The organism is Sphingomonas sp. P3_C6, from assembly GCF_056402595.1.
The window spans coordinates 1-23,273 of record NZ_JBFUHB010000023.1 but is presented as its reverse complement, the minus strand read 5'-3'; the positions used below and the strand labels follow the sequence as shown (position 1 = coordinate 23,273).

At 63.4% G+C, this 23,273-nt stretch carries 18 protein-coding genes; 15 read left to right on the top strand and 3 right to left on the bottom strand.

Annotation, left to right across the window (positions count from 1 at the left end):
• Positions 1–18: 18 nt before the first annotated feature.
• The 11 genes from AC1DT7_RS18340 to AC1DT7_RS18290 all read left to right on the top strand — a co-directional run bounded on the left by AC1DT7_RS18340 (position 19) and on the right by AC1DT7_RS18290 (position 16,193).
• Positions 19–1,710, top strand: coding sequence for a flotillin family protein (locus tag AC1DT7_RS18340; RefSeq protein ID WP_478037590.1), 1,692 nt, complete (start codon positions 19–21; stop codon positions 1,708–1,710).
• A gap of 24 nt (positions 1,711–1,734) precedes the next feature.
• Complete coding sequence (locus AC1DT7_RS18335) at positions 1,735–2,832, top strand: hypothetical protein (protein WP_478037589.1); 1,098 nt, start codon at positions 1,735–1,737, stop codon at positions 2,830–2,832.
• Between the two features lie 163 nt (positions 2,833–2,995).
• The gene (locus AC1DT7_RS18330) at positions 2,996–3,664 is read left to right on the top strand and encodes a protein-L-isoaspartate O-methyltransferase family protein (protein ID WP_478037588.1); all 669 of its coding nucleotides are present in this window, start codon (positions 2,996–2,998) and stop codon (positions 3,662–3,664) included.
• A 15-nt stretch (positions 3,665–3,679) separates the two neighbouring features.
• Positions 3,680–5,194 carry a TolC family outer membrane protein gene (locus AC1DT7_RS18325; protein ID WP_478037586.1) on the top strand — a complete coding sequence of 505 codons (1,515 nt, stop codon included), beginning with the start codon at positions 3,680–3,682 and terminating at the stop codon, positions 5,192–5,194.
• Positions 5,195–5,261: 67 nt separating this feature from the next.
• Positions 5,262–5,783 carry a DUF2497 domain-containing protein gene (locus AC1DT7_RS18320; protein WP_478037585.1) on the top strand — a complete coding sequence of 174 codons (522 nt, stop codon included), beginning with the start codon at positions 5,262–5,264 and terminating at the stop codon, positions 5,781–5,783.
• 89 nt (positions 5,784–5,872) lie between these two features.
• Positions 5,873–7,924 (top strand): S9 family peptidase, encoded by a 2,052-nt coding sequence (locus AC1DT7_RS18315; RefSeq protein ID WP_478037583.1) that lies wholly within the window; start codon positions 5,873–5,875, stop codon positions 7,922–7,924.
• A 90-nt stretch (positions 7,925–8,014) separates the two neighbouring features.
• On the top strand, positions 8,015–10,705 hold the full coding sequence (locus tag AC1DT7_RS18310) for a valine--tRNA ligase (protein ID WP_478037582.1): 2,691 nt from the start codon (positions 8,015–8,017) through the stop codon (positions 10,703–10,705).
• 106 nt (positions 10,706–10,811) lie between these two features.
• Positions 10,812–12,272, top strand: coding sequence for an MATE family efflux transporter (locus AC1DT7_RS18305; protein ID WP_478037580.1), 1,461 nt, complete (start codon positions 10,812–10,814; stop codon positions 12,270–12,272).
• Positions 12,273–12,439: 167 nt separating this feature from the next.
• A complete protein-coding gene (hemB, locus tag AC1DT7_RS18300; protein ID WP_478037579.1) occupies positions 12,440–13,432 on the top strand; it encodes a porphobilinogen synthase in 993 nt (330 codons plus the stop codon).
• Positions 13,429–13,962 carry a GNAT family N-acetyltransferase gene (locus tag AC1DT7_RS18295; protein ID WP_478037578.1) on the top strand — a complete coding sequence of 178 codons (534 nt, stop codon included), beginning with the start codon at positions 13,429–13,431 and terminating at the stop codon, positions 13,960–13,962. The genes hemB and AC1DT7_RS18295 overlap by 4 nt, the downstream gene beginning before the upstream one ends.
• A complete protein-coding gene (locus AC1DT7_RS18290; RefSeq protein ID WP_478037576.1) occupies positions 13,962–16,193 on the top strand; it encodes a spermidine synthase in 2,232 nt (743 codons plus the stop codon). The genes AC1DT7_RS18295 and AC1DT7_RS18290 overlap by 1 nt, the downstream gene beginning before the upstream one ends.
• 51 nt (positions 16,194–16,244) lie before the next feature.
• Here the strand turns inward: AC1DT7_RS18290 and AC1DT7_RS18285 are convergent, their stop codons facing one another.
• Both AC1DT7_RS18285 and AC1DT7_RS18280 read right to left on the bottom strand, forming a co-directional pair.
• A complete protein-coding gene (locus AC1DT7_RS18285; RefSeq protein WP_478037575.1) occupies positions 16,245–16,580 on the bottom strand; it encodes a hypothetical protein in 336 nt (111 codons plus the stop codon).
• 115 nt (positions 16,581–16,695) lie between these two features.
• The gene (locus tag AC1DT7_RS18280; RefSeq protein ID WP_478037574.1) at positions 16,696–17,985 is read right to left on the bottom strand and encodes an exopolysaccharide biosynthesis polyprenyl glycosylphosphotransferase; all 1,290 of its coding nucleotides are present in this window, start codon (positions 17,983–17,985) and stop codon (positions 16,696–16,698) included.
• Positions 17,986–18,915: 930 nt separating this feature from the next.
• Between AC1DT7_RS18280 and gmd the strand changes: the two genes are divergently transcribed.
• The 4 genes from gmd (at position 18,916) to AC1DT7_RS18260 (ending at position 23,027) form a co-directional block, all read left to right on the top strand.
• Positions 18,916–19,989 carry a GDP-mannose 4,6-dehydratase gene (gmd, locus tag AC1DT7_RS18275; protein WP_478037572.1) on the top strand — a complete coding sequence of 358 codons (1,074 nt, stop codon included), beginning with the start codon at positions 18,916–18,918 and terminating at the stop codon, positions 19,987–19,989.
• Entirely contained in the window at positions 19,989–20,957 is a 969-nt protein-coding gene (fcl, locus tag AC1DT7_RS18270) for a GDP-L-fucose synthase (protein WP_478037570.1), read from the top strand. Before gmd ends, fcl begins: the two co-directional genes overlap by 1 nt.
• Complete coding sequence (locus tag AC1DT7_RS18265; protein WP_478037569.1) at positions 20,954–22,120, top strand: acyltransferase family protein; 1,167 nt, start codon at positions 20,954–20,956, stop codon at positions 22,118–22,120. The genes fcl and AC1DT7_RS18265 overlap by 4 nt, the downstream gene beginning before the upstream one ends.
• Before the next feature lie 106 nt (positions 22,121–22,226).
• Positions 22,227–23,027 carry a WecB/TagA/CpsF family glycosyltransferase gene (locus AC1DT7_RS18260; RefSeq protein WP_478037660.1) on the top strand — a complete coding sequence of 267 codons (801 nt, stop codon included), beginning with the start codon at positions 22,227–22,229 and terminating at the stop codon, positions 23,025–23,027.
• A 12-nt stretch (positions 23,028–23,039) separates the two neighbouring features.
• Here AC1DT7_RS18260 and AC1DT7_RS18255 read toward each other — a convergent pair.
• Positions 23,040–23,273, bottom strand: a 234-nt coding sequence (locus AC1DT7_RS18255; protein WP_478037488.1) for a transposase, incomplete at its 5' end; no start/stop codon positions are given.

The window sequence follows — 23,273 nt, the reverse complement described above, 5'->3', positions numbered from 1 at the left end:
GTCCTTTAGGAGACTCCTGTGCCCGCCTCCCTGCTGACCATCCTCATCTATGCGGGCATCGCCATTGTCGGCCTGATCGTGATCATGCTGACGCTGACCCGCCTCTATCGCCGCGCCACCAAGGATGTGGCGCTGATCCGCACCGGTTTCGGCGGCGAGAAGGTCGTGCTCAACGGCGGTGTCCTGGTCTTCCCGGTCCTGCACGAACTGATGCAGGTCCGCCTCACCACGGTGAAGCTTGAGGTTTCGCGCCTCAACAAGGACGCGCTGATCACCATGGACAAGCTGCGCGTCGACGTGGTCGGCCTGTTCCACATCAAGGTGAAGCCCGACGCGCAGTCGATCGCCGCCGCCGCCCAGACACTCGGCGAATCGGTCAACAGCCCGGACGCGGTGAAGTCGCTGCTCGACGGCAAGCTGGTCTCGGCGCTGCGCTCGGTCGCCGCGACGATGACGATGGAGCATCTCCACGCCAATCGCGCCGACTTCATCCAGAAGGTGCAGGAAGCGCTGATGACCGATCTGGACATGAACGGCTTCCAGCTCGAATCGGTCTCGATCACCCATTTCGACCAGACCGCGTTCGAGCATTTCAACGAGAACAACGCCTTCGACGCCGAGGGCCTGACCGTGCTCACGCGGACGATCGAGGAGCGCAAGAAAATCCGCAACGACATCGTCGCGACCAACCGGGTCGAGATTGAGCAGCGCAACCTCGATGCCAACAACCAGTCGCTCGAAATCGCCCAGGCAGCCGAACAGGCCCGTCTGACCCAGGAGCAGACGCTCGCCGCCCGTCGCGCCGAACAGGCGACGGCGATCGCGACGGCCGAAGCCGAGCAGACCCGTCTCGCCGAGATCGCCCGCATCACTGCCGAGCAGGCACAGACGGTCGCCCAGACCGAGGCCGACAAGATCATCCAGACCGCGACCATCGTGCGGGACGGCGCGGTGCAGACGGCGACGATCGAGCGCGACCGCAATATCGAACTGGCCCGCATCACCACCGCGGTGCAGACCGCCCAAAAGTCGGAAGAAGAATCGACCGCCACCGCCGCCGCCAACGAGGCGCGCGCTCATGCCGTCCGAGCCGAGGAAAGTGTCGCCACGGCCAAGGCGACCGAAATCGCCAATCGTACCAAGAATGTCGCGGTCATCGCGGCGACCCAGAAGGCAGAGGAAGAGGCGGTCCAGATCACCGTCGCCGCCCGCGCCGAACGGGAAGCCGCCGAAGCGCGCGCCATCGCGCTCCGCACAGAGGCGCAGGCCGATGCCGACGCCGAAAAGGCGCGCGCCGAGGGCCGCGAGGCAGCGTTCAAGGTCGACGCAGCCGGCCAGACGGCGATCAACGAGGCGACCAACGTCCTGAACGACGCGCAGACCGCGCTGCTGATCCGCAAGGCGATGCTGGAGGCATTGCCGGCGATCATCACCGCGGCGAGCAAGCCGATGGAGCAGATCGACAAGATCAGCATCCTCGATGCGCGCGGCCTGCACGGCAATGCCGGCGGCGGCGACGGCGGGGAAGGGGGCGGCAACCTTGCCGACGCCGCGGTCGCGGCTGCGATGCGCTACCGCGTCGGCGGCCCGCTGATCGACGCGCTGATGGCGGAACTCGGCATGGGCGGTGGCACGCTCAACGGCCTGCTCGGTGGCGCGGCGCCGGTGCCGGTTACGGTCACCGAAAAGGGCGATCCGTCCGAAAAATGATGTCTGCGTAGCGCGGAGAGCAATATGCTCTCCGCGCCCGCCCATGATGCGGCATTCGCGCGGCTGATTCACAATTCAGGTCCGCCCGCGCAACCTGCCATCATGGCACGCCCCTCGCTCTACAAACCCGAATTCGCCCGCCAGGCTGGCATGCTCTGCCGCCTTGGTGCCGATTATCAGGAACTGGCCCAGGTCTTTCGGGTCAGTCAGGCGACGATCTATCGCTGGCTGGAGCAGCGCACGGATTTCGCCGCTGCGACGGCGCACGGCCGGGCACGGTATGAGAGCCCGGTCGACCGCTCCCGGTATCAGCGCGCCATCGGCGGCGACTATATCGTCGAACGCGTGTTCCATTTTCGAGGCAGGGAGCCGGTCGTCGCCCGATATCGTCGCCGTATCCTCGCCGATCCGAAAGCCGCCCTGTGCTGGCTTCGCGCCCGCCGTCCCGAAGAATGGCGGATCGGCTATCGTGCGCACCTCAAGGGGAGCGGGCAAGTCTCATCGTCGGATCTGGTCAGAAGGCGCGTCGATGCCCCATGTAATGAATCAACGAATGAGCCGATCCGTCCGAATCGCCAAGGCCTCAAAAGCGATTCTCATAACCCGAGGGCGGTGAATATGGTCGAGACCCACCTGCCTGCCCCGACATTGCTGCCAGGTGATAGCGCCAAAGCTCGCAGGGTCGATTGGATAGTGCGGAATACTGTCCCGCGACGTTCATCCGCCGTCGAATCCGGATGGTACGTAGGGTCGCAAAATAGAATTTCGACTTTGCGTATTACTTGCCGGGAGCCACTTCTTCTTGGGGTAGGGCAGGATCTCTTCACCAGCCTGCGTCTTTTCGCGACCGCGGGTCTACCGCCCCCCCGAATCCCCGCCATCCTCCGGGCCAAGCAAATGGATTGCGAAGTCGTCCTTCACCATCCGCCGCCCGCAGCCGCGGCACACACTTTCGCGTCGTCCATCGACGAGGCGGGAATGCCTGCTCGACCGGACATGGTGCCCGGTCGTACACCGGAGGAGTTGCCAAAGGTTCATCGAGAGTCTCCTATTCGCCGACTCAGCGATATATTTACGCCGCATAGCACAACGAACCATAATATGGCATTGACGCTTGCATGAATTCTTAGCCCAATTTGGACATTCGTCTTGTCGTGGCGTCGCAGCATCGCTTTGATAATATCGCTGCGGCTGCGCTTGGCGCGAGGGCAAGCGCGCGATACAAGCCGCGCAGCGACAACATGTGTATTGCATGACTAAAACAGTTGTGCGACAGGGTGACCCGATGGAAATGACCGCAACCGATTCCGCTCGCTTCGAGGCGATGCGCCACGCCATGGTGGCAAGCCAGCTGCGCACCAACGCGGTCAGCGATCCGCGTATCGTGACGGTGATGGCGCGTGTGCCTCGCGAGGCTTTCCTGCCGGCCGGGGTGCGCGAGATCGCCTATCGCGATACCGCCGTGCCGCTCGGCCGAGCGCGCCTGCAGAATGTGCCGATCGCGACCGGCCGTCTGTTGACCGAGGCCTATCTGCTGCCGTCCGACAGGGTGCTGCTGATCGGCGCCGCAGGCGGCTACACCGCCGCCGTGCTCTCCGAACTCGTTGCCGGGGTCGTCGCTGTCGAAAGCGATCCGGAACTCGCCGCCCAGGCACGCGAGGCGCTGGCCGGCTATACCAATGTCACGCTCGTCGAAGGACCGCTCGAGGCCGGTCACGATGCGGGCGGCCCCTATGACGTGCTGGTGATCGACGGGGCGGTCGAGCATGTGCCCGAGGCGCTGGTGGCTCAGGTCGCTGCCGGCGGTCGTGTCGTCACCGGCATCGCGGACCGTGTCGTGACCCGGCTCGCATCCGGCCGCAAGTCGGGTGGCGGTTTCGGCCTGCTCGACTTCGCCGATATCGACTGCGTTCCCTTGCCGGGGTTCGCCCGGCCCAAGACGTTCACCTTCTGAAAGATGCCGCGACCTATGCGACGGATCCAACTGCTAACCGGTGTTGCGGTGATGCTGACAACGACGGCACCGGCGACGGCGGAGACGCTGCGTGAGGCGCTGGTCAAGGCGTACAACACGAATCCGACGCTCGCGGCGCAGCGCGCCAATGTCCGCGCGATCGACGAGAATGTGCCGATCGCCCGGTCGCAGGGGTTGCCGGGCGTCAATCTGAATAGCGGCTATACCGAGAACCTGGTCAAGGCCGCGAACAGCTTCGTCGCGCCCAATCGCCAGGTGACTGGCCAGGCCCAGATCAGCGTTCCGATCTTCAGTGGCGGGGCCGTCAAGAATTCGGTGCGTGCAGCCGAAACCCGCGTCGAGGCTGGCCGCCTTAGCCTGCGCGGTACCGAGGCCGATCTCTTCACCAATGTCGTCGGCGCCTATATGGACGTCATCCGCGATGAGGCGATCGTCTCGCTCAACGAGCAGAATGTGAAAGTGCTCGACGTCAATCTGCAGGCGTCGAAGGACCGGTTCCAGGTCGGCGACCTGACTCGCACCGACGTCGCCCAGTCCGATGCACGCCTCGCGGTCGCCCGCAGCCAGCTCCAGACGGCTCAGGCGCGCCTGATTTCCAGCCGTGAAAGCTATATCCGGCTGGTCGGCACGGCGCCCGGCAATCTAGACGTGCCGCCGGCGCTGCCCAATCTCCCTGGCGATCCGGATAATGCGGTCCAGGTCGCGATCGACAATAATCCCGTGCTGCTCGCCGCGCAGAAGAATCGCGATGCAAGCAAGTACGACATCGACGTTGCGCGCGCGAACCGCTTGCCGCGGCTCAACGTCAATGTCGGCGGCAATTACTATAACTATCTCGGCTCGCTTGGCTCGGGCACAGGCGTCGCCGTCGGTCAGTCGGGTACCGCAGCCACGGCTGGTATCGGCCTGACCGTGCCGTTGTACCAGGGCGGTCTGCCGGCAGCGCAGATCCGTCAGGCGCAGGAGCGCCGGGCCCAGGCGGCCGAGCAGGTCACGGAGACCGAGCGTGGCGTGATCGCCCAGGCCCGTTCGGCCTATGCGGTGTGGAAATCCTCGCTGGAGGTGATCGCTTCGTCCGAGACCGCCGTGAACGCCAACCGGCTGTCGCTCGAAGGTGTCCGCGCCGAGAACAGCGTCGGCAACCGCACCATCCTCGACATCCTCAACGCCGAGCAGGAACTGCTCAACTCGCAGGTCACGCTCGTGACGGCCCGGCGCGACGCCTATGTCGCGGGCTTCGCTCTGCTCGCGGCGATGGGTGAGGCGGAGGCCAAGGATCTTGGGCTCGATGGCGGTCCGCTCTACGATCCGATCGCGCACTACAAGGGCGTGCGCGGCAAGATCTGGGACTGGAGCTCGCAGCGTGATCCGGCGCAGACCAGCACCAGCACCGCCAGCACGCCGGCGCAGGGCTCGGTCGTCACCCGGCCGCTCGACCCGATCCTCGACGCCCCGGTAGAACCCGCAGTTGACACGACTGCCCCGAATCCCGCAGGTGTGAGGAAGTAAGGGCTGCTGACGAGTGGTCTTCGTACACGAGGTTCGTTCGATGGGGGATATCAGCGCGGAGCCTTCGATGGAGGACATCCTCTCATCGATCAAACGCATCATTGCCGAAGAGGGCGAGACGGCGACCGCAAACCGCACCCGCCGCGCGGCGCGCACCACCACGGCGTCGCGGATCGATCCGGCTTCGTTCGGGCATGACGAGATCCTGGAACTCAGCGATCCGATGCGGTCCGTCGAGGAGGAGCCGTCGATGGACGACGACGACTATGAGGAACCGGTGGTCCGTTCGCCCGTTGTCCCAGCGTCGATGGCACCTCCTCCGAAGAACCCCTCCATGTCTCCGGCCCCCGCGCCTGTCGTCCCGGCCGACCCGATCCTGTCGCACCGCGCCGCCGAGGCGAGCCGCGGCTCACTCGACGCACTGTCGCGCATGATCGTGAAGCCCGAAGTGCAGGGCAGCGATTCGCTCGAAGGCATGGTCCGCGAGATGCTTCGTCCGATGTTGCGCGACTGGCTCGACGCCAATCTCCCTGCGATGGTCGAGACGATGGTCTCGCGGGAAATCGCCCGGATTACCGGCTCTCGGTGATTCAACAGGATCGACGGAAGCCCTAAATCGGCGACGATGAACCCGTCGCCCGATTGCCCGGCACGCGCCCTTCTGCTCTATCGGCAGGCATGAAAATGTTCGTCTCAGCGAGTATCCTCGCACTTACCGCCGCCGCTGTTCCGGCTCAGGCCCGCCAGCTCACCATCGACGACGTAACCATGCTCTCGCGCGTCGGCTCGCCCACCGTATCGAAGGACGGCCATTGGCTCGTCTGGCAGCAGCGCGAGACCGATCTCGCCGCCGATCGCGGCCGCTTCGACCTGTGGCGTCTCGACCTGACGAACAAGGGCGCTGCGCCAGAACAGCTCGCCGCCGAAGCTGACGTCAACGAAACCAGCCCGCAATTTTCGCCCGACGGCAGTTACGTCTATTTCCAGTCGGACAAGGGCGGTGACGACGCCGTCTGGGTCGTCGCGGTCACCGGCGGCGCGCCGAAGAAGGTGACGAGCTTTACCGGCGGCTTCAGCGGCTTCAAGGTCGCGCCGACCGGCGACAAGCTGCTTGTCTGGGCCGATCGCCGCCCCGGCGCGCCGAGCCTAGAGCCGGCGATGGTCAAGAAGGATCCGAACGCCGGCGCCGGCCGCACCTATGACCAGCTCTTTGTGCGCCATTGGGACAGCTGGGCCGACGGCACCCGCTCGCAGCTCTTTGTCCTGCCGCTGACCGCCGAGGGTGCGACCGGCAACGGCATCGCGATCGAGGGAAAACTGGTCGGCGACAGCCCATCCAAGCCGATGGGCGGCGGCGAAGAGGTGGACTGGTCCGCCGATGGCAAGACCGTGTTCTTCGCCCTGCGCGAGGCGGGCCGGATCGAATCGACCTCGACCAATCTCGATATCTTCGCGGCGCCCGCCGACGGCTCGGCTGCGCCGACCAACCTGACGCCCGACAACGACGGGATGGACAATCTTCCGACGGCCTCGCCCGACGGCAAATGGCTGGCCTATTTCTCGATGAAGCGCCCCGGCTACGAAGCCGATCGCCAGGTGCTGATGCTGCGCGATCTCGCGACCGGCCAGGTCCGCGCGCTGACGGAGGCCTGGGACCGGTCGGTCGCCTCGATCGTCTGGTCGGCCAATGGCAAGACCATCTACGTTACCGCCGACGACACGCAGGAAACCCCGGCCTTCGCGGTCGATGTTACCAGCGGCAAGGTCACGCGGCTGACTCAGGAAGGGCATGTGTCCTCGATCAACGTCACGCCCAAGGGGTTGGTGCTGGCGATGAACAGCCTGACCGCGCCGGACGATTTCTACCTGCTCTCGGGCAAGAAGACCGAGCGCCTGACCTCCGTCAACGCGACGAAGCTCGCGGGCATCGAGATGCCGACGGTCACACGCTTCAGCTTCACGGGCGCGAACAGCGATACTGTCTGGGGGTATGCCGTGAAGCCCGCTGGCCTCGCCGAAGGCACCAGGCTGCCCGTCGCCTATATGGTCCATGGCGGCCCGCAGGGATCGAGCAACAACAGCTGGTCCTATCGCTGGAACCCGGCCGTGTTCGCCGGTGCAGGCTATGGTCTGGTCGCGGTCGATTTCCACGGCTCGACCGGCTACGGCCAGTCCTTCAGCGACGCGATCCGCAACAACTGGGGCGGCTGGCCGCTTGAGGATCTGCAAAAGGGCCTCGATGCAGCGACGACCAAGTTCACTTGGCTCGACGGCGGCAATGCCTGCGCGCTCGGTGCTTCCTATGGCGGCTATATGATGAACTGGATCGAGGGCAAATGGCCCGACCGGTTCAAGTGCATCGTCCAGCATGACGGCGTGTTCGACGCCCGGGCCATGGCGTACGAGACCGAGGAGCTTTGGTTCGACGAGTGGGAACATGGCGGCAAAACCTATTACGAGGATCCCGCCGCGTTCGAGAAATGGAACCCGGTCAATTTCGTCGACAAGTGGAAGACTCCGATGCTGGTCATCACCGGCGAGAAGGATTTCCGCATCCCCTATACTCAGGGACTCGCTGCCTTCACCGCGCTCCAGCGCCGCGACATCCCGTCGCGCCTGCTGGTCAACCCGAACGAGAACCACTGGGTGCTGAAGCCGAAGAACAGCCGCCAATGGTATCGTGAGGTCCTTGGCTGGATGGACAAGTGGACCGGTAAGGCAGGCAACTGACACGATCCGTCACCCCGGACACGTTCCGGGGTGACGATACGGAGAACAGGGTGGCGTTTCTCGCCCCACCAAGGCTAGAGGCGTCCCATCATGACCGAGCTCCCGAAAACCTTCGACCCCGCCGAAATCGAATCCCGCTGGTACGCCCATTGGGAAGGCGAGGGCCTGTTCCATCCCGACCGTCCGGGCGCCGAGCCCTGGACGATCGTCAACCCGCCGCCGAACGTGACGGGGTCGCTGCACATCGGTCATGCGCTCGACAACACGCTTCAGGACGTGCTGGTCCGCCATGCCCGCCTCAAGGGCAAGGACGCGCTATGGGTGGTCGGCACCGACCATGCCGGGATCGCGACCCAGATGGTGGTCGAGCGCCGCATGGCCCAGCAACAGCAGAAGCGCACCGATTTCACCCGCGACGAGTTCGTGGCGAAGGTCTGGGAGTGGAAGGCAGAAAGCGGCGGCGAGATCACGCAGCAGCTGCGCCGGCTCGGCTGCTCGATGGACTGGGCCAACGAACGCTTCACGATGGACGAGGGCTTCTCGAAAGCCGTCCTGAAGGTGTTCGTCGACCTCTATAATCAGGGGCTCATCTATCGCGACAAGCGCCTGGTGAACTGGGATCCGGGCCTCGGCACCGCGATCAGCGATCTCGAAGTCGAGACCAGGGAAGTCAAAGGCAGCTTCTGGCAGATCCGCTATCCACTGGCGGACGGCTCGGGCTCGATCACCGTCGCGACGACGCGGCCCGAAACGATGCTCGCCGACATGGCTGTTGCGGTCCATCCCGATGACGAGCGCTACAAGGCGATGATCGGCAAGCATGTGAGGCTGCCGATCACCGGTCGCCTGATCCCCGTGATCGCGGACGAGCATGCCGACCCGGCGCTGGGCACCGGCGCGGTGAAGATCACGCCGGGACACGACTTCAACGACTTCGAGGTGGGCAAGCGCGCCGGGTTCAAGGCGGGCGACATGCTCAACATGCTCGACGCCAAGGCGCAGGTCAGCCAGACCGCGGACGAATTGATCCCGAACGATCTGCTCGGCATCGACCGGTTCTGGGCACGCAAGCAGGTGGTCGAACTGCTCAAGCAGGGCGGCTTCCTTGTCCCCTTCATCGACAAGGAGGGTGTCGAGCACGACGCCGAACCGCGCACGATCCAGACGCCCTATGGTGACCGCTCGGGCGAGGTGATCGAACCCTGGCTGACCGACCAATGGTATGTCGATGCCGAGACGCTGGCCAGGCCGGCGGTCGAGGCGGTGAAGACCGGCGCGGTCAAGGTCGTGCCCAAGACCTGGGAAAAAACCTATTTCAACTGGATGGAGAACATCCAGCCCTGGTGCGTGTCGCGCCAGCTATGGTGGGGGCATCGCATCCCGGCATGGTTCGCCGAAGACGGCCGCATCTTCGTCGCCATGGATGAGGCCGGCGCGCAGGCACAGGCAGGTGAGGGCGTCGAATTGCGCCAGGACAGCGACGTGCTCGATACCTGGTTCTCCTCCGCGCTCTGGCCCTTCGCCACGATGGGGTGGCCCGAGGACGGCAACCCCACGCTGCACGGTCGCTATCCGAACGACGTGCTGATCTCCGGCTTCGACATCCTGTTCTTCTGGGATGCGCGCATGATGATGCAGGGCATGCACTTCATGAAGGATGTGCCGTTCCGCACGCTCTACCTGCACGGCCTTGTCCGCGCGGCGGACGGGCAGAAGATGTCCAAGTCCAAGGGCAATGTCGTCAACCCGCTCGGGCTGATCGACAAATATGGCGCGGATGCGCTGCGCTTCTTCATGGCGGCGATGGAAAGTCAGGGCCGCGACATCAAGATGGATGAGAAGCGGGTCGAGGGCTATCGCAACTTCGCGACCAAGCTGTGGAACGCTGCCCGCTTCTGCCAGTCCAACGGCATCGGCGCGAGCGCGACGCTGGAAGCGCCCGAGGCGGCGCTGGCGGTCAATCGCTGGATCATCGCCGAGACGATTCAGGCCGTGCAGGCGGTCGATCTCGCGCTGGCCGACTACCGCTTCGATGGCGCCGCCAACGCGGTCTACCAATTCGTCTGGAGCCGCTTCTGCGATTGGTATCTCGAACTGATCAAGCCGCTGCTCGGCAATGCCGAGGGCCCGGCGACCGGTCCCGAAGCCGACGAGACACGCAAGGTCGCGGGCTGGGTGCTCGACCAGATGCTGGTCCTGCTCCACCCGTTCATGCCGTTCATTACCGAGGAACTGTGGCACGCCATGGGACCGCGCGAGAACGACATCATTATCGCCAAATGGCCGATGGCCGATGCCCGCTCGATCGATCCCGAGGCGAGCAGGGAAATCGACTGGCTGATCCGCCTCGTCGGAGAAGTCCGCGCGGCCCGTAATGAGCTGAATGTCTCTCCCGGCGTCCGCATGCCTTTCCACGTCCGCGACGCCGACGCCGCGACACTTGCCCGGCTGGACCGCCAGGCGCCTGCCATCGCCCGGCTGGCCCGGATCGATCGGGCCGAGGGCGAAGCGCCTGCAACCGGTGCCGTCCAGGTCGTGATCGACGAGGCGACCTTCGTGCTCCCGCTCGAGGGCGTGATCGATCTCGACGCAGAACGCGCGCGCCTGACCAAGGCGATCGAGGCCGCCGCCAAGGAGCGCGACGGTCTCGCTGGCCGTCTCGGCAATGCGAGCTTCGTCGAAAGGGCCAAGCCGGAAGCGGTCGAAAAGGCCCGCGCCGATCACGCGGAGAAGTCGGCCGAGGCTGAACGCCTGGCCGCGGCGCTGTCGCGGCTGGGATGAGCCACCCCAGCCAACCTGTCACCCCGGACTTGTTCCGGGGTCCATCGGCCCGCACGTGCTACCGTTGTTGCGTTCGCGGAACCATGGATGCCGGAGCAAACCCGGCATGACGGGGAAGGGCCCAACCCGCCCGGGCCAGCGCGATCTGACGGTCGGGCCGATCGCATCGACCCTGCTCGCCTTCGCGCTGCCGACACTCGGATCTAATATCCTCCAGTCGCTCAACGGATCGATCAACTCGATCTGGGTCGGGCGCTTCCTCGGCGAAAGCGCGCTGGCGGCGACGTCGAACGCCAACATCATCATGTTCCTGATGTTCTCCGCCGTGTTCGGCTTCGGCATGGCGGCAACGATCCTGATCGGCCAGTCGGTCGGACGCCACGATATCGACGCGGCTCGGCGCGCCTTCGGATCGACGGTCGGCCTTGTGGTCGGTGCCGCGGTGCTGATCTCGATCCTCGGCTGGCTGTTCACTCCGCAGATTCTTCGCCTGCTCGCCACGCCGGGCGAGGCGCAGAACATGGCACGCGACTATCTGCGCGTTATCTTCCTCGGCCTGCCTTTCTCGATGCTCGGCGTGCTCATCCAGATGAGCCTGCGCGGCACCGGCGATTCGCTGACGCCCCTGTGGTTCATGCTGCTCAGCGTGCTGATCGACAGCAGCTTCAATCCGCTGCTGATCGAAGGGATCGGGCCATTCCCGCGCATGGGCATCGCCGGATCGGCGACCGCGACCCTGCTGGCCGGCATCGTCTCTTCGGCCGGGCTCCTCTTCTATGTCTACTGGCGCGATCTGCCGATCCGGTTGCGCGGTGCCGAGCTTCGTTATCTGATCCCCGAGGCGGCGCTGGTGAAGACGATCGTCGCCAAGGGCCTGCCGATGGGCGCGCAGATGCTGGTAATGTCGACCGCCGGACTCACCATGGTCGGGCTGGTCAACCGGCTCGGCGTCGAAACCGCGGCCGCCTATGCCGTTTCGCAACAACTCTGGACCTATATCCAGATGCCGGCGATGGCGATCGGCGTTGCCGTCAGCAGCATGGCCGCGCAGAACATCGGTGCCGGCAAATGGGAACGGGTGAACGCGATCACCCGGGCGGGAATCATCTTCAATACCGCCATCACCCTTGCGGTGATCCTCGCCATCATCCTCTTCGATCGTCAGGTGATGGCGCTCTTCGTGGGCAGCGAAAGCCCGGCAATCCCGATCGCGCGACATATCCAGCTCATCGCGAGCTGGACCTTCGTCATGTTCGGCGCGACCATGGTGCTGTTCTCCACGGTGCGCGCCAATGGCGCCACCGTGGCGCCGCTGATCATCCTGGCGATCGCCTTTTATCCGGTTCGCATCGGCTTCGCGCTCATCGGCCCACGGTTCATCGGTCAGGACGCCTTGTGGTATTCCTTTCCGCTAGGCTCGCTCGTCTCGCTGTCGCTTGCGATCCTTTATTATCGCGGCGGCCATTGGCGCGAACAGGTGCTGGTCGTGCCGCCGGAGCCGGAAGAGGCCGAGGAGCACGCCCATGCGGCGGGCGAACCGGCCGGTCGGCAGCATCCGACGGGCTGAAGGCAACGCCAGATGGAAACGTCAGCGACTCTGCCGACCTAAAACTTGCCTGGTGCGTGCGCCGATTCAATCACTGGTAACCGCGCGTTACCCAACACCGGCCATAGCGCTAGGGGATGTCCTGCCCCGGGCTTGCACGGGCGGGCGGGAGGGATCAAAAGCCGCGCATGTCTGCTCAATATCCAGCGCTTCGCCTCCGCCGCACCCGTGCTTCCGCATGGAGCCGGCGCATGTATGCCGAAACCGTGCTCACGCCGGCCGACCTCATCTGGCCATTGTTCATTGCCGAAGGGCGGGGCGTCGAGGAACCGATTGCCAGCCTGCCGGGTGTGTCGCGCTGGTCGGTCGATGGAATCGTCGCCCGCGCGAAGGAAGCGCGCGATCTCGGTATCCCGTGCCTGGCGCTGTTCCCGAACACGCAGGCCGATCGCCGCTCCGATCGTGGCGAGGAAGCGCTCAACCCGGACAACCTGATGTGCCGCGCGATCCGCGCGCTGAAGGATGCTGTGCCAGAGGTCGGCGTGCTGACCGATGTTGCGCTCGACCCCTATACCAGCCACGGCCATGACGGACTGCTCGACGACACGGGCTATGTGCTGAACGACGAGACCGCCGAGGTTCTGGTCGGCCAGGCGCTCAACCAGGCTGCGGCGGGTGCCGATATCATCGCGCCCAGCGACATGATGGACGGCCGCGTCGGCCTGATCCGCGAGGCGCTTGAGGGCGATGGCCGCACCAATGTCCAGATCATGGCCTATTCGGCAAAATATGCGAGCGGCTTCTATGGTCCGTTCCGGGATGCGGTCGGCTCGCGCGGCCTGCTCAAGGGCGACAAGAAGACCTATCAGATGGACTCGGCCAATGCCGAGGAAGCGCTGCGCGAGGTCGCGCTCGATCTCGCCGAGGGCGCCGATAGCGTGATGGTCAAGCCGGGGCTGCCGTATCTCGACATCATCCTTCGCGTGAAGAGCGAATTCCAGGTACCCGTCTTCGCCTATCAGGTGTCAGGCGAGTACGCGATGGTCGAGGCGGCCGTCGCAGCCGGCGCTGCCGAGCGGGACGCTGTGGTGCTGGAAACGCTGATGGCCTTCAAGCGCGCCGGCTGCTCGGGCGTGCTCACCTATCATGCGGCCCATGCCGCGCGGCTGCTCGCCAGGTGATTGAGACGGAACGCCTGATACTGCGGCCGTGGGAGGGGCGCGACCGTGCGGCACTGCGCGCGCATTGCAATGATCCCGACGTCATGCGCTTCCTCCTGCCAGTCCCGGACGATGCCGCGTTCGAGACGATGCTGGGCCGGCTGACCTCGTGGCTCGATAATCACGGATTTACCTTCTGGGTCCTCGAACGCCGCAGCGATGGCGCCATGATGGGCATGTGCGGCCTGAAACCGGGCGCGGTCGACACGCCGATCGAGAACCATGTCGAGATCGGCTGGCGATTGGCGAAGGATTATTGGGGCCAGGGATATGCCCGTGAGGCGGCCCAGGCGGCGCTAGACTGGGCCTGGGCAAATCTCGATGCGACCGAGGTGTTGGCAATCACGGTGCCTGCGAACGGCGCGAGCTGGGGCCTGATGGAAAGGCTCGGTATGACGCGGGATATGGACAACGACTTCGACCATCCACTCGTGCCGGAAGGTGATCCGCTCCGGCGCCACATCCTCTACCGTATCGCGCGGCCTGCCTGATGGCGCGCATCGCCGTGCCGGCGAGTTTCTCCCGGCCCCTGTTCGTGGTGACGATCCTCGCTGGATCGTTCCTCCTGTTCCTGGTTCAGCCGATGGTAGCGCGTATGGCGTTGCCCCGGCTCGGCGGCGCACCCGCGGTGTGGAACTCGGCGATGCTCGTCTATCAGGCGCTGTTGCTCGGCGGCTATGCCTATGCGCACTGGCTTGGTAGGGTGACGCCGCGGCTTCAGGCTGCGATCCATCTGGCCGTGTTGCTGATCGCCGCGCTATGGCTGCCGATCGGCCTGATGGCGATGCAGCTTCCGTCCAATGCTCAGCCCGCCATCTGGGTACCGTGGCTGCTCGGCGCATCGATCGGACCGCTGTTCTTCGCCATCTCGGCACAGGCACCGTTGCTCCAGCGCTGGTTCAGCGTGTCGAGCAGGGGGCAGGACCCTTACGCCCTTTATTCCGCGTCCAATTTCGGCAGCTTCGCCGGGCTGATCGCCTATCCGATCTTCGTCGAGCCGGGCCTCGCGCTGACCGGCCAGAGCAGGCTCTGGACGGTCGGTTACATTGTCGTCGGCCTGCTTGTCGCGGTCTGCGCGATGACCTTGCCAAAGATGAAGATGCAGGTTGTCGAGGGGCCGGTCGCCGGGAGCGAGCCGCCGGGCGGCAAGCGTGTCGCGCATTGGATCGCGCTGGCATTTGTGCCGTCGGGGCTGATGCTGGCCACCTCGACCTACATCACCACCGATGTCGTCGCGATGCCGCTGCTCTGGGTCCTGCCGCTCGGGCTGTACCTGCTGAGCTTTACGGTTGCCTTTGCGACGAGGCGCGGCCCGGCCGATCTGCTCACCCGGCTTGCGCCGGTGGTCATCCTGCTCATCGGCGGCGTGCTGGTCGGAGGGCTTCAGGGCAAGCCGTGGCTCAACGCGGTACTTGCGCTCGTCCTGTTGTTCCTCGCATCCGTCGCGCTGCACACTGCGATGTACCGGCTGCGTCCCGAGGCTGACCGGCTGACCGGCTTCTATCTAGCCATGTCCGTCGGCGGCGTGCTGGGCGGAGTTTTCTCCGCGCTGATTGCGCCGCTGGTGTTCGACTGGACCTATGAATATCCGTTGCTGGTACTCGCTGCCGGTATCCTCGCCCCGCAGAGCTTCCTGATCCCCGAGATCGGCGTGTTGTGGGACCGGAACGCACAGCATCGGCGGATTATGACCGTCGCCGTCGCTCTGCTGATGTGGGTGATGATCCTGGTCGTGATGAATAGCCCGGGCGCCGGATCGGATGATGCCGGCCCTGTCCAAGGTATCGTTTTCGTCGTGATGGTCGCGGTAGGCGTCCTCACCATCGGTGCCAGAGGAGCCTTTGTCGCTGCTCTGGCGGGCGCGCTGATCGTCTTCGGCGGCTACCGCTCGATTCTACTGTCGCTCGAGCCGGGCGCAAGGACACGCAGCTATTTCGGCGTCTACACGATTCGCGGCAATGACGAGGTACGGCAGCTCCAGCACGGCACCACGGTGCACGGCACGCAATTGCTCGGCAGCATCGATCGCGAGCGCAAGCCCACCGCATATTATGTCGCCGGCTCGGGCGTAGGGCAGGCGATGCAGGCCGTTCCGGCGCTGTTCGGCGATCATGCCCGAATCGGCGTCGTCGGCCTGGGGGCGGGGACGCTTGCCTGCTACGCGCTGCCTGGTCAGAGCTGGCGCTTCTACGAGATCGATCCTGCCGTGGTGCATATCGCCCGCGACACAGGCCAGTTCACTTTTCTGAAGAACTGTCTGCCCAATCCGAAGATCGAGGTTGGCGATGCACGGCTCAACCTGGCCGCGGAGGCGACCGGTTCGCTCGATCTGCTGACGCTGGACGCGTTCTCGTCGGACGCCGTGCCGATGCATCTGATGACACGCGAGGCGTTCGGCACCTATGGCCGGGTGTTGTCGCATGACGGTGTGCTGCTCTTCCACATCTCCAACAAGTTTCTCGATCTGGAACCGGTCGTATCGGCTGCGGCGAAGGAAGGCGGTTGGAGTGCGGCGAAGCTGCTCTATTTCCCGGGGCCGAATGTCGAGCAGCCGCGCGCCGTGTCCTTCTGGGTCGCGTTGTCGCACGACCCGGCGACGATCGACGCGCTGAAGGCCCGCGATGCGACGTGGCGGGCGCTCAACGACTATCCGCATTTCACGCCCTGGACCGACAATTATTCCACGATCATCCCGCTGGTGAAGCTCCTGCGGAAACCTTAGCTGTAGCCAGCAGATCCCCGCGCCCGGCGGGTTGGCTGGAGGTTTGCCGAATCAGTTCGCGCCTTTGAATCTCGCGCGGGCAGCAACAAGTGGTCGTATCCTGATTCCCATGCATATCAATGTCGGCCAGAAGAGTGTGTTGGCGAGATCGGCCAGCGTATCGGGCCAGCGCCACGATCCGAAATAGAGTCGGTCCATTATTTCATTGGCAAACTCTGCTGCCACCACGACCGATAATGGCACAATGGTACCCAGAGACCTGCCCGAGACGAGCCGAGCCAGCATGAGTATGGCGAGCCCGGCGTGGATATGCAGGATCGTGTCGGGCAGGCCGGTGCCGTCGCCGATCCAGTCGATAATGCCATGATACCAGCCAGCGATATTCATAGGGTTATGTGCCCGATCCGGTGCTGGAGAAAATACCCTGCTTCGGTCGTCTCATCGGCGGCGCGCCATGAGCCATACGATTAAAGGTTACGAAGGTCGTTTTGCGCAGACGGACTTAATAAGCATTGGGATGAAGAATAACGCGGACGGTACGGAACAGAATCCAGACGTCTTTCAACAGCGACCAATGATCCAGATACTCCAAGTCGGCCTGGAGGCGATTGATCAGATCACTTTCCGAATGAGTCGCGCCCCGATAGCCCCTGACCTGCGCGAGGCCCGTCAGCCCCGGTTTCGTCGTGTGGCGATGCCAGTAGCGTTCGTCGATCTCCCAGAACAGCTTGTCCGCCGCGCGAGAGCCAAGCGCGTGCGGGCGCGGTCCCACGATGCTCATATCGCCCACGAGCACATTGAGCAGCTGCGGAAGCTCATCCACGCTCGTCATACGCAGGATGCGCCCGACACGGGTAATACGGTCATCGTCCCTGGCGGCTGATCGCCGCCCATGGCTGTCCGATTTCTCGTGCCGCATGCTGCGGAATTTGAGAAGCCGAAACTGCTCGTTCCCACGGCCGATGCGGGTCTGCACGAAGAAAACCGGGCCGGGGGTTTCGAGTTTGATGAGGATCGCAGTGAGGACCAGCGCTGGTAGCAACAGGATCAGCGCAGTACCGGCCACAAAGACATCGAACGCCCTCTTCACCAGGCGGTCGGTGAGACGTAGCGGCCCATTGGCGACGACGACTGTGGGAGTTTCCTCCAGCCGGCCTTGACCGAGGGGCGCGAGCGCCGCCAGTTCGGGAACGATGATCTCACTGCGGATATTGGCACCCTTGAGTGCCCGGGCCCAGCTTTGCCGCCGTTCGGGCGCACAACTCACGATAACTCGATCCGCAGAGCCCAGGGCCTTGGCTAGCCTGTCGTACATGTGCGGATCGTGCTCATCTGGATCGATGTCGTGGTGCACGGGGTACAAAAGCATATGGTCGCCGGATGGAACTTTGTGGTCACCGTCCACCATCAGAATCGAGATATGAGCTTTCCCGCCCAAAATACGTTCTGCCCTGCCAACAAAAACATAACGCCCCGTCGCGACTAGCACCATGCTGGCCAGCATGCCGATGATCATCGTCAAGCGAGAGAAATTCGCGCTTACCTTCAGGCAGAACGCTACGAGCACAATGGTTGCCAGGGTAATCAACAGCGCCTTGCTCGCGGTCTTAACTGCGACGAACCTCGAGTTCAGGCTTATGATGTCATAAGCTCTGAGATTGATCGCGAGCACGAGAAAGATTGGGGTGATTGCTATGAGGTAGGGCAGCCAATCGGTGTCGTAAAGGTCTCTTCCGACAACAACGTGGGTCAAGGTAAAGCCGCAGAGTATGCCCAGCAGATCGATCGACATCAGCGTCGCGATAAAACGGGCACGCAATATCCCGCGCCCGCCTCGTTTGCGGAGACTGTCCGATTCGGATGCATTCCTCCGAATGCTGCTTTTCCCCCACTCGGCGTCCATTTGCCAACCTTGCTCAAATGGTTCGGAATCATTCCGACACCTCCGCGCGTGCGGAGGAGATCGGATACTGTGCGACCTTCTTTTCTGCACTGCAACAGCGCTCACCGCCGTCATACATCGTCAGAGCTGCTGAGGAACCATCTGTTGACAGTCTGTGCGAACTCCGACGCGTTTTTATTTCACCCCGGCGCATCTGAGCTGATTTGGCTGTATTTCATATGGATGCTAGGCAGGCGCTGTCTGCTGCAACGCGAGGGTCCGATACGATCCAGGATTGGGACCTAAATGACCGGTGCGCGGAAACGTATTTTCCTAGCTGCGTCTCTTCGCGCGTGCAGCAAGCATTTTTGACGCCTCCGAGGCAACAAGTTCGATGGCGTGGTGACTGCCAGATGTCGGTGATGCGTTCGTGTCGGGCTATGCCGGAATGGCTCAAATACGTGCTTCTTTCGGCTCATGCCGACTCCCATTCCAACGTCCTGCGCCCCGGTATTGCACGCTGTTGATCGGGCATTCAATTCGCGTTGCTGCGGCGCGGTGGAATCTGCAATCCGCTGATCCCATAAAAATTGTCGCTCGCGGCTAGGAGCTCGACGCGTTTCCGCGTCCATCCGTCGTAATTCGATTGGGATGCCCAACAATCACTTGCTTTCGAGGCAAAAATACCAGCTGCGGTCACTTGACCGGCGAAGCGGCGGTCTATCATCCGGCGAGGCTTTTGGGCGCATTGGCGTCCTGCCCGTGCCGCGGTGTCGAGATTTTCTCTTTCGCGCCTGCAGCAATTGGTTAAAATTGGTACTGACACAGCGGGGATTCGAGATGACTTCTGGCGACAAGAAAGTGGCGTTGATTACGGGTGTCACCGGGCAGGATGGCGCCTATCTGGCGGAACTGCTTCTGGCGAAGGGATATGAGGTCCATGGCCTGAAGCGGCGATCGTCCTCGTTCAACACCGGGCGTATCGAACACATCTACCAGGATCCTCATTCGAGCGATGCCCGGTTCCATCTCCATTATGGCGACCTGACCGATTCGACCAACCTCATCCGTGTCGTCCAGCAGATCCAGCCAACCGAAATCTATAATCTGGCAGCGCAGAGCCATGTCCAGGTGAGTTTCGAAACCCCCGAATATACCGCCAATGCGGATGGTATCGGTACGCTCCGCCTGCTTGAGGCGATCCGAATCCTGGGCATGGAAAAGCGGTGCCGATTCTATCAGGCTTCGACGTCCGAATTGTACGGCCTGGTGCAGGAGGTCCCTCAGAAGGAGACAACGCCCTTCTATCCGCGGTCGCCTTATGCGGCGGCGAAGCTCTATTCCTACTGGATCGTGGTAAACTACCGCGAGGCGTACGGGATGCACGCATCCAACGGTATCCTGTTCAATCATGAGAGCCCGCTGCGCGGCGAGACCTTCGTGACGCGCAAGATCACCCGCGCTGCCGCTGCTATCAAACTCGACCGTCAGCAGAAGCTGTGGCTTGGGAATATCGACGCGAAGCGCGACTGGGGCCATGCCCGGGAATATGTGCGCGGCATGTGGATGATGCTGCAACAGGACGAACCGGACGATTATGTGCTGGCCACTGGGGAGACGACCACCGTGCGCAGTTTTGTCGACTGGGCCTTCCAGGATGTGGGGATCACACTCGAATGGCGAGGCGAGGGTATCGACGAGAAGGGCTATTGCACGAAGAGCGGTGCCTGCCTGGTCGAGATCGATCCCCGCTATTTCCGGCCGACCGAGGTAGACCTGCTGATCGGTGATCCGACAAAGGCACAGACCAAGCTCGGCTGGCACCACGAGACCTCGGTGCGAGACCTGGTCAGCGAAATGGTTCGTGAGGATCTTATTGTCATGCGCGAGGCACCGATCGAGAAGGGCGCCTGATGTCGTTCTCGCTGGCTGGACGGAGAGTTTATGTCGCCGGGCACGGCGGCATGGTCGGCTCCGCGATCGTTCGACGTCTGGCCAGCGAGCAGTGCGAGGTGTTGACCGCTCCCCGCGCCAATCTCGACCTGCTCGACCAGACGGCAGTTCGCGCATGGTTCGACCAGGAGAGGCCCGACGCGGTGTTCCTTGCCGCAGCGAAAGTCGGTGGAATCCTGGCGAACTCCACCTATCCCGCCGATTTCCTGTACGAAAACATGATGATCGAGGCGAACATCATCGAGGCCTCCTATCGCACCGGCGTAGGAAAGCTGATGTTCCTCGGGTCGAGCTGCATCTATCCGAAATTCGCGCCGCAGCCGATTCCCGAAGATGCGCTCCTGACCGCGCCGCTCGAAGAAACCAACGAATGGTATGCGATCGCGAAGATCGCCGGGATCAAGCTCGCTCAGGCCTATCGGCGGCAACATGGCTGCGACTTCATCTCGGCAATGCCGACCAATCTTTACGGACCTGGCGACAATTTCGACCTGAACGGCAGCCACGTCCTGCCGGCGCTCATCCGCAAGGCGCATGACGCAAAGATCGCCGGCGCGTCTTCCATGGAGATCTGGGGGACCGGGACACCGATGCGAGAGTTCCTGCACGTCGACGATCTGGCCGATGCCTGCGTCTTCCTGATGAAGACCTATTCCGGCGAACAACATCTGAATGTCGGGTCGGGGGAAGAGATATCGATCGCCGATCTCGCAAGGCTCGTGCTCGACGTGGTCGGTCTCGAGGGCGAGCTGGTTTGCGATACCACCAAACCCGATGGCACGCCGCGGAAGCTGATGGACAGCAGCCGGCTGTTCTCGATGGGCTGGGCGCCAAGGATTGGGATTCGTGAGGGGGTGGCATCGACCTATGCCGAGTTCCTGGGCGCCGGCGGCGCACTTCGGGGGGTATCAGCCCGGGCAGTGGCGTGAATTCCTCGACGGGGAAGCCAGGCGCCGTTGATGGGTCCGCGACGCGCTTCCACGGTCCGGACAGAAGATTCGCCGCTCTGGACGGAATGCGCGGAATCGCCGCGATTTGTGTGATGATGTTGCATTCCTCGGACCCGGGCCTGCGATCGCTGGTCGGCAGCGGTTATCTCGCCGTCGACTTCTTCTTCATGCTGAGCGGATTCGTCCTGGCCTTTGCCTATTCCCCGCGGCTCGCGCGCGGCCTCGGCGTAGGGGAGTTTTTCGTGCTGCGGCTTGCACGCCTCTATCCCTATTACGTGCTCGGATTGGCGCTTGGCGTTGCATATTATGCGCTGTTTCACGTGCTCAAGCATGATCTCCAACTGAAGCAGATTCTCATTCCACTTGGATTCAACGCGTTCTTTCTCCCGGTGATAGTGCACATTCCCGACAGCAAGAATCTCCTTTTCCCGTTCAATGGCGTTGCCTGGTCGCTGTTTTGGGAGATGGTGGCGAATTTGATGCTCGTCGCGACCTTCGCCTGGCTGCGACCCTCACGTCTGATGATCCTGGTCCTGGCAGGCGGAGCTGCGATGGCGCTGTGCGTGTTCTATCTCGGCTCGCTGGATGCCGGTATCGACCATCGCACGTTCTTGGGAGGCGCGGCCCGCGTCATCTTCACTTTCTTCGCCGGAGTCAGTCTTTATCGCCTGTGGGAACGCGGTGTGTCCACGCCCTATGTGCATCCGGGATTTCTCATTCTGGTGCTCGCTGCGACGCTCGCGGCGGCGCCGGGGCAATACCGGCCGGTCTACGATATGGGCGTGGTCCTGATCATCTACCCGGTCGTGGTGTTGGCTGGTGCAGGCAAGCGCCATGGCGACCCCGAGCTGCCGGGCTGGCTTAACAGGATATTCCATGTCGTGGGCGCACGCTCATACGGCCTGTACGCTACGCATGTGCCGCTCATGGTGATCATCAGCACATTTTTCAGCCAGGCATTCGGATTGAAATCACAGGCAACGGGGACTGCCGGTGCCGTGCTGTACGCTGTCACCGTCTTCGTTGCGGTGGGCTGGCTCGACCGGTTCTGGGATCGGCCGGCGCGGCGCTTGATGGCATCGGTCCTGTTGTCACGGTTCAGGAAGCCACATCGGGCACCGCGACTGGAAATGGGATCGTGATACTGGCGAGACGGAGGGCGGCAGAAATGCTCAGGGAGAATAGCGGCGCCATGCAGTGCGACATCGAAACAGCTGACAGCCCGTGCGCGGTGCTCGCGTGACCGATATGAAGGGTATCGTTAGATCCGATGGGGGGGTGGCATCGGGCGCTGTCGCGACGACTCAGGTGCTCGGGGTGCCGCTGAGCCTGATCGACATGCGTCTGTGCCTGTCGACCATCTTCGGATGGCTGGCTGCTGGCAAGGCCCATTATATCTGTGTCCGCGACGTGCACGGCGTGATGCGTGCCCAGACCGACCCCGCGCTGCTCGCCATCCATCATGGCGCCGGCCTGGTGACGCCGGATGGCATGCCGCTCGTCTGGATATCGCGCCTGCGCGGCCATTCTGAGGTCAGTCGGGTCTGTGGCGCCGATCTTGTGGCCGCGCTGTGCGAAGCCTCGGTGGAACGAGGTGTTCGCCACTATTTTTATGGCGGCAAAGAAGGCGTGGCAGATCGCATGGCGAACGCCCTTGCGGCGCTTTTCCCGGGGCTGGTCGTTGCGGGCACTTATACGCCACCTTTCGGTGAACTGACGCCCGAACAGGATCAGGCGATCATCGCCGAGATATCCGCTGCAAAACCCGACATCATCTGGGTGGGACTCAGCACGCCCAAACAGGAATATTGGATGCGCGACACTGTCGGGCGAATTCCGGGCGCGACCATGATCGGCGTCGGGGCGGCATTCGATTTCTATGCCGGCGACGTGAAGCGCGCACCGAAATGGATGCAGCAGAACGGTGTTGAATGGCTGCACCGCCTCCTGAGCGAACCGAGACGGCTCTGGCGACGCTATCTCGTGCTTGCCCCGACCTTCGCCGTGAAGGTGGCGAGAGAGGAATTCAACCGGGTCGTGAAGCGCTAGAGTCGGATGACATTAGCTTGATCCGTATCCGGAGTTGAGCAAGTAATTGCGGCATTCATCTGGGCTGAAGGTGTCTAGTATGGAGCCGATGCGTCGCCAGGTTGCGTCGTGGGTACGCTCTGCGGCCTTGCGCATCAGGTGCTTGAGCTTGGCGAAGACCTGCTCGATCGGATTGAGATCGGGGCTGTACGGCGGCAGGAACAGGAGCTTGGCGCCCGCGCTACGGATTGCCTCGCGGATGGCAGG

Excerpts from the sequence above, each read along its gene's own strand:
- AC1DT7_RS18335 (WP_478037589.1), top strand. The coding sequence starts at position 1,735 with ATGCTCTCCGCGCCCGCCCATGATGCGGCATTCGCGCGGCTGATTCAC.
- AC1DT7_RS18330 (WP_478037588.1), top strand. The coding sequence starts at position 2,996 with ATGGAAATGACCGCAACCGATTCCGCTCGCTTCGAGGCGATGCGCCAC.
- AC1DT7_RS18325 (WP_478037586.1), top strand. The coding sequence starts at position 3,680 with ATGCGACGGATCCAACTGCTAACCGGTGTTGCGGTGATGCTGACAACG.
- AC1DT7_RS18320 (WP_478037585.1), top strand. The coding sequence starts at position 5,262 with ATGGAGGACATCCTCTCATCGATCAAACGCATCATTGCCGAAGAGGGC.
- AC1DT7_RS18315 (WP_478037583.1), top strand. The coding sequence starts at position 5,873 with ATGAAAATGTTCGTCTCAGCGAGTATCCTCGCACTTACCGCCGCCGCT.
- AC1DT7_RS18310 (WP_478037582.1), top strand. The coding sequence starts at position 8,015 with ATGACCGAGCTCCCGAAAACCTTCGACCCCGCCGAAATCGAATCCCGC.
- AC1DT7_RS18305 (WP_478037580.1), top strand. The coding sequence starts at position 10,812 with ATGACGGGGAAGGGCCCAACCCGCCCGGGCCAGCGCGATCTGACGGTC.
- hemB (WP_478037579.1), top strand. The coding sequence starts at position 12,440 with ATGTCTGCTCAATATCCAGCGCTTCGCCTCCGCCGCACCCGTGCTTCC.
- AC1DT7_RS18290 (WP_478037576.1), top strand. The coding sequence starts at position 13,962 with ATGGCGCGCATCGCCGTGCCGGCGAGTTTCTCCCGGCCCCTGTTCGTG.
- AC1DT7_RS18285 (WP_478037575.1), bottom strand. The coding sequence starts at position 16,580 with ATGAATATCGCTGGCTGGTATCATGGCATTATCGACTGGATCGGCGAC.
- AC1DT7_RS18280 (WP_478037574.1), bottom strand. The coding sequence starts at position 17,985 with ATGTCGATCGATCTGCTGGGCATACTCTGCGGCTTTACCTTGACCCAC.
- gmd (WP_478037572.1), top strand. The coding sequence starts at position 18,916 with ATGACTTCTGGCGACAAGAAAGTGGCGTTGATTACGGGTGTCACCGGG.
- fcl (WP_478037570.1), top strand. The coding sequence starts at position 19,989 with ATGTCGTTCTCGCTGGCTGGACGGAGAGTTTATGTCGCCGGGCACGGC.
- AC1DT7_RS18260 (WP_478037660.1), top strand. The coding sequence starts at position 22,227 with ATGAAGGGTATCGTTAGATCCGATGGGGGGGTGGCATCGGGCGCTGTC.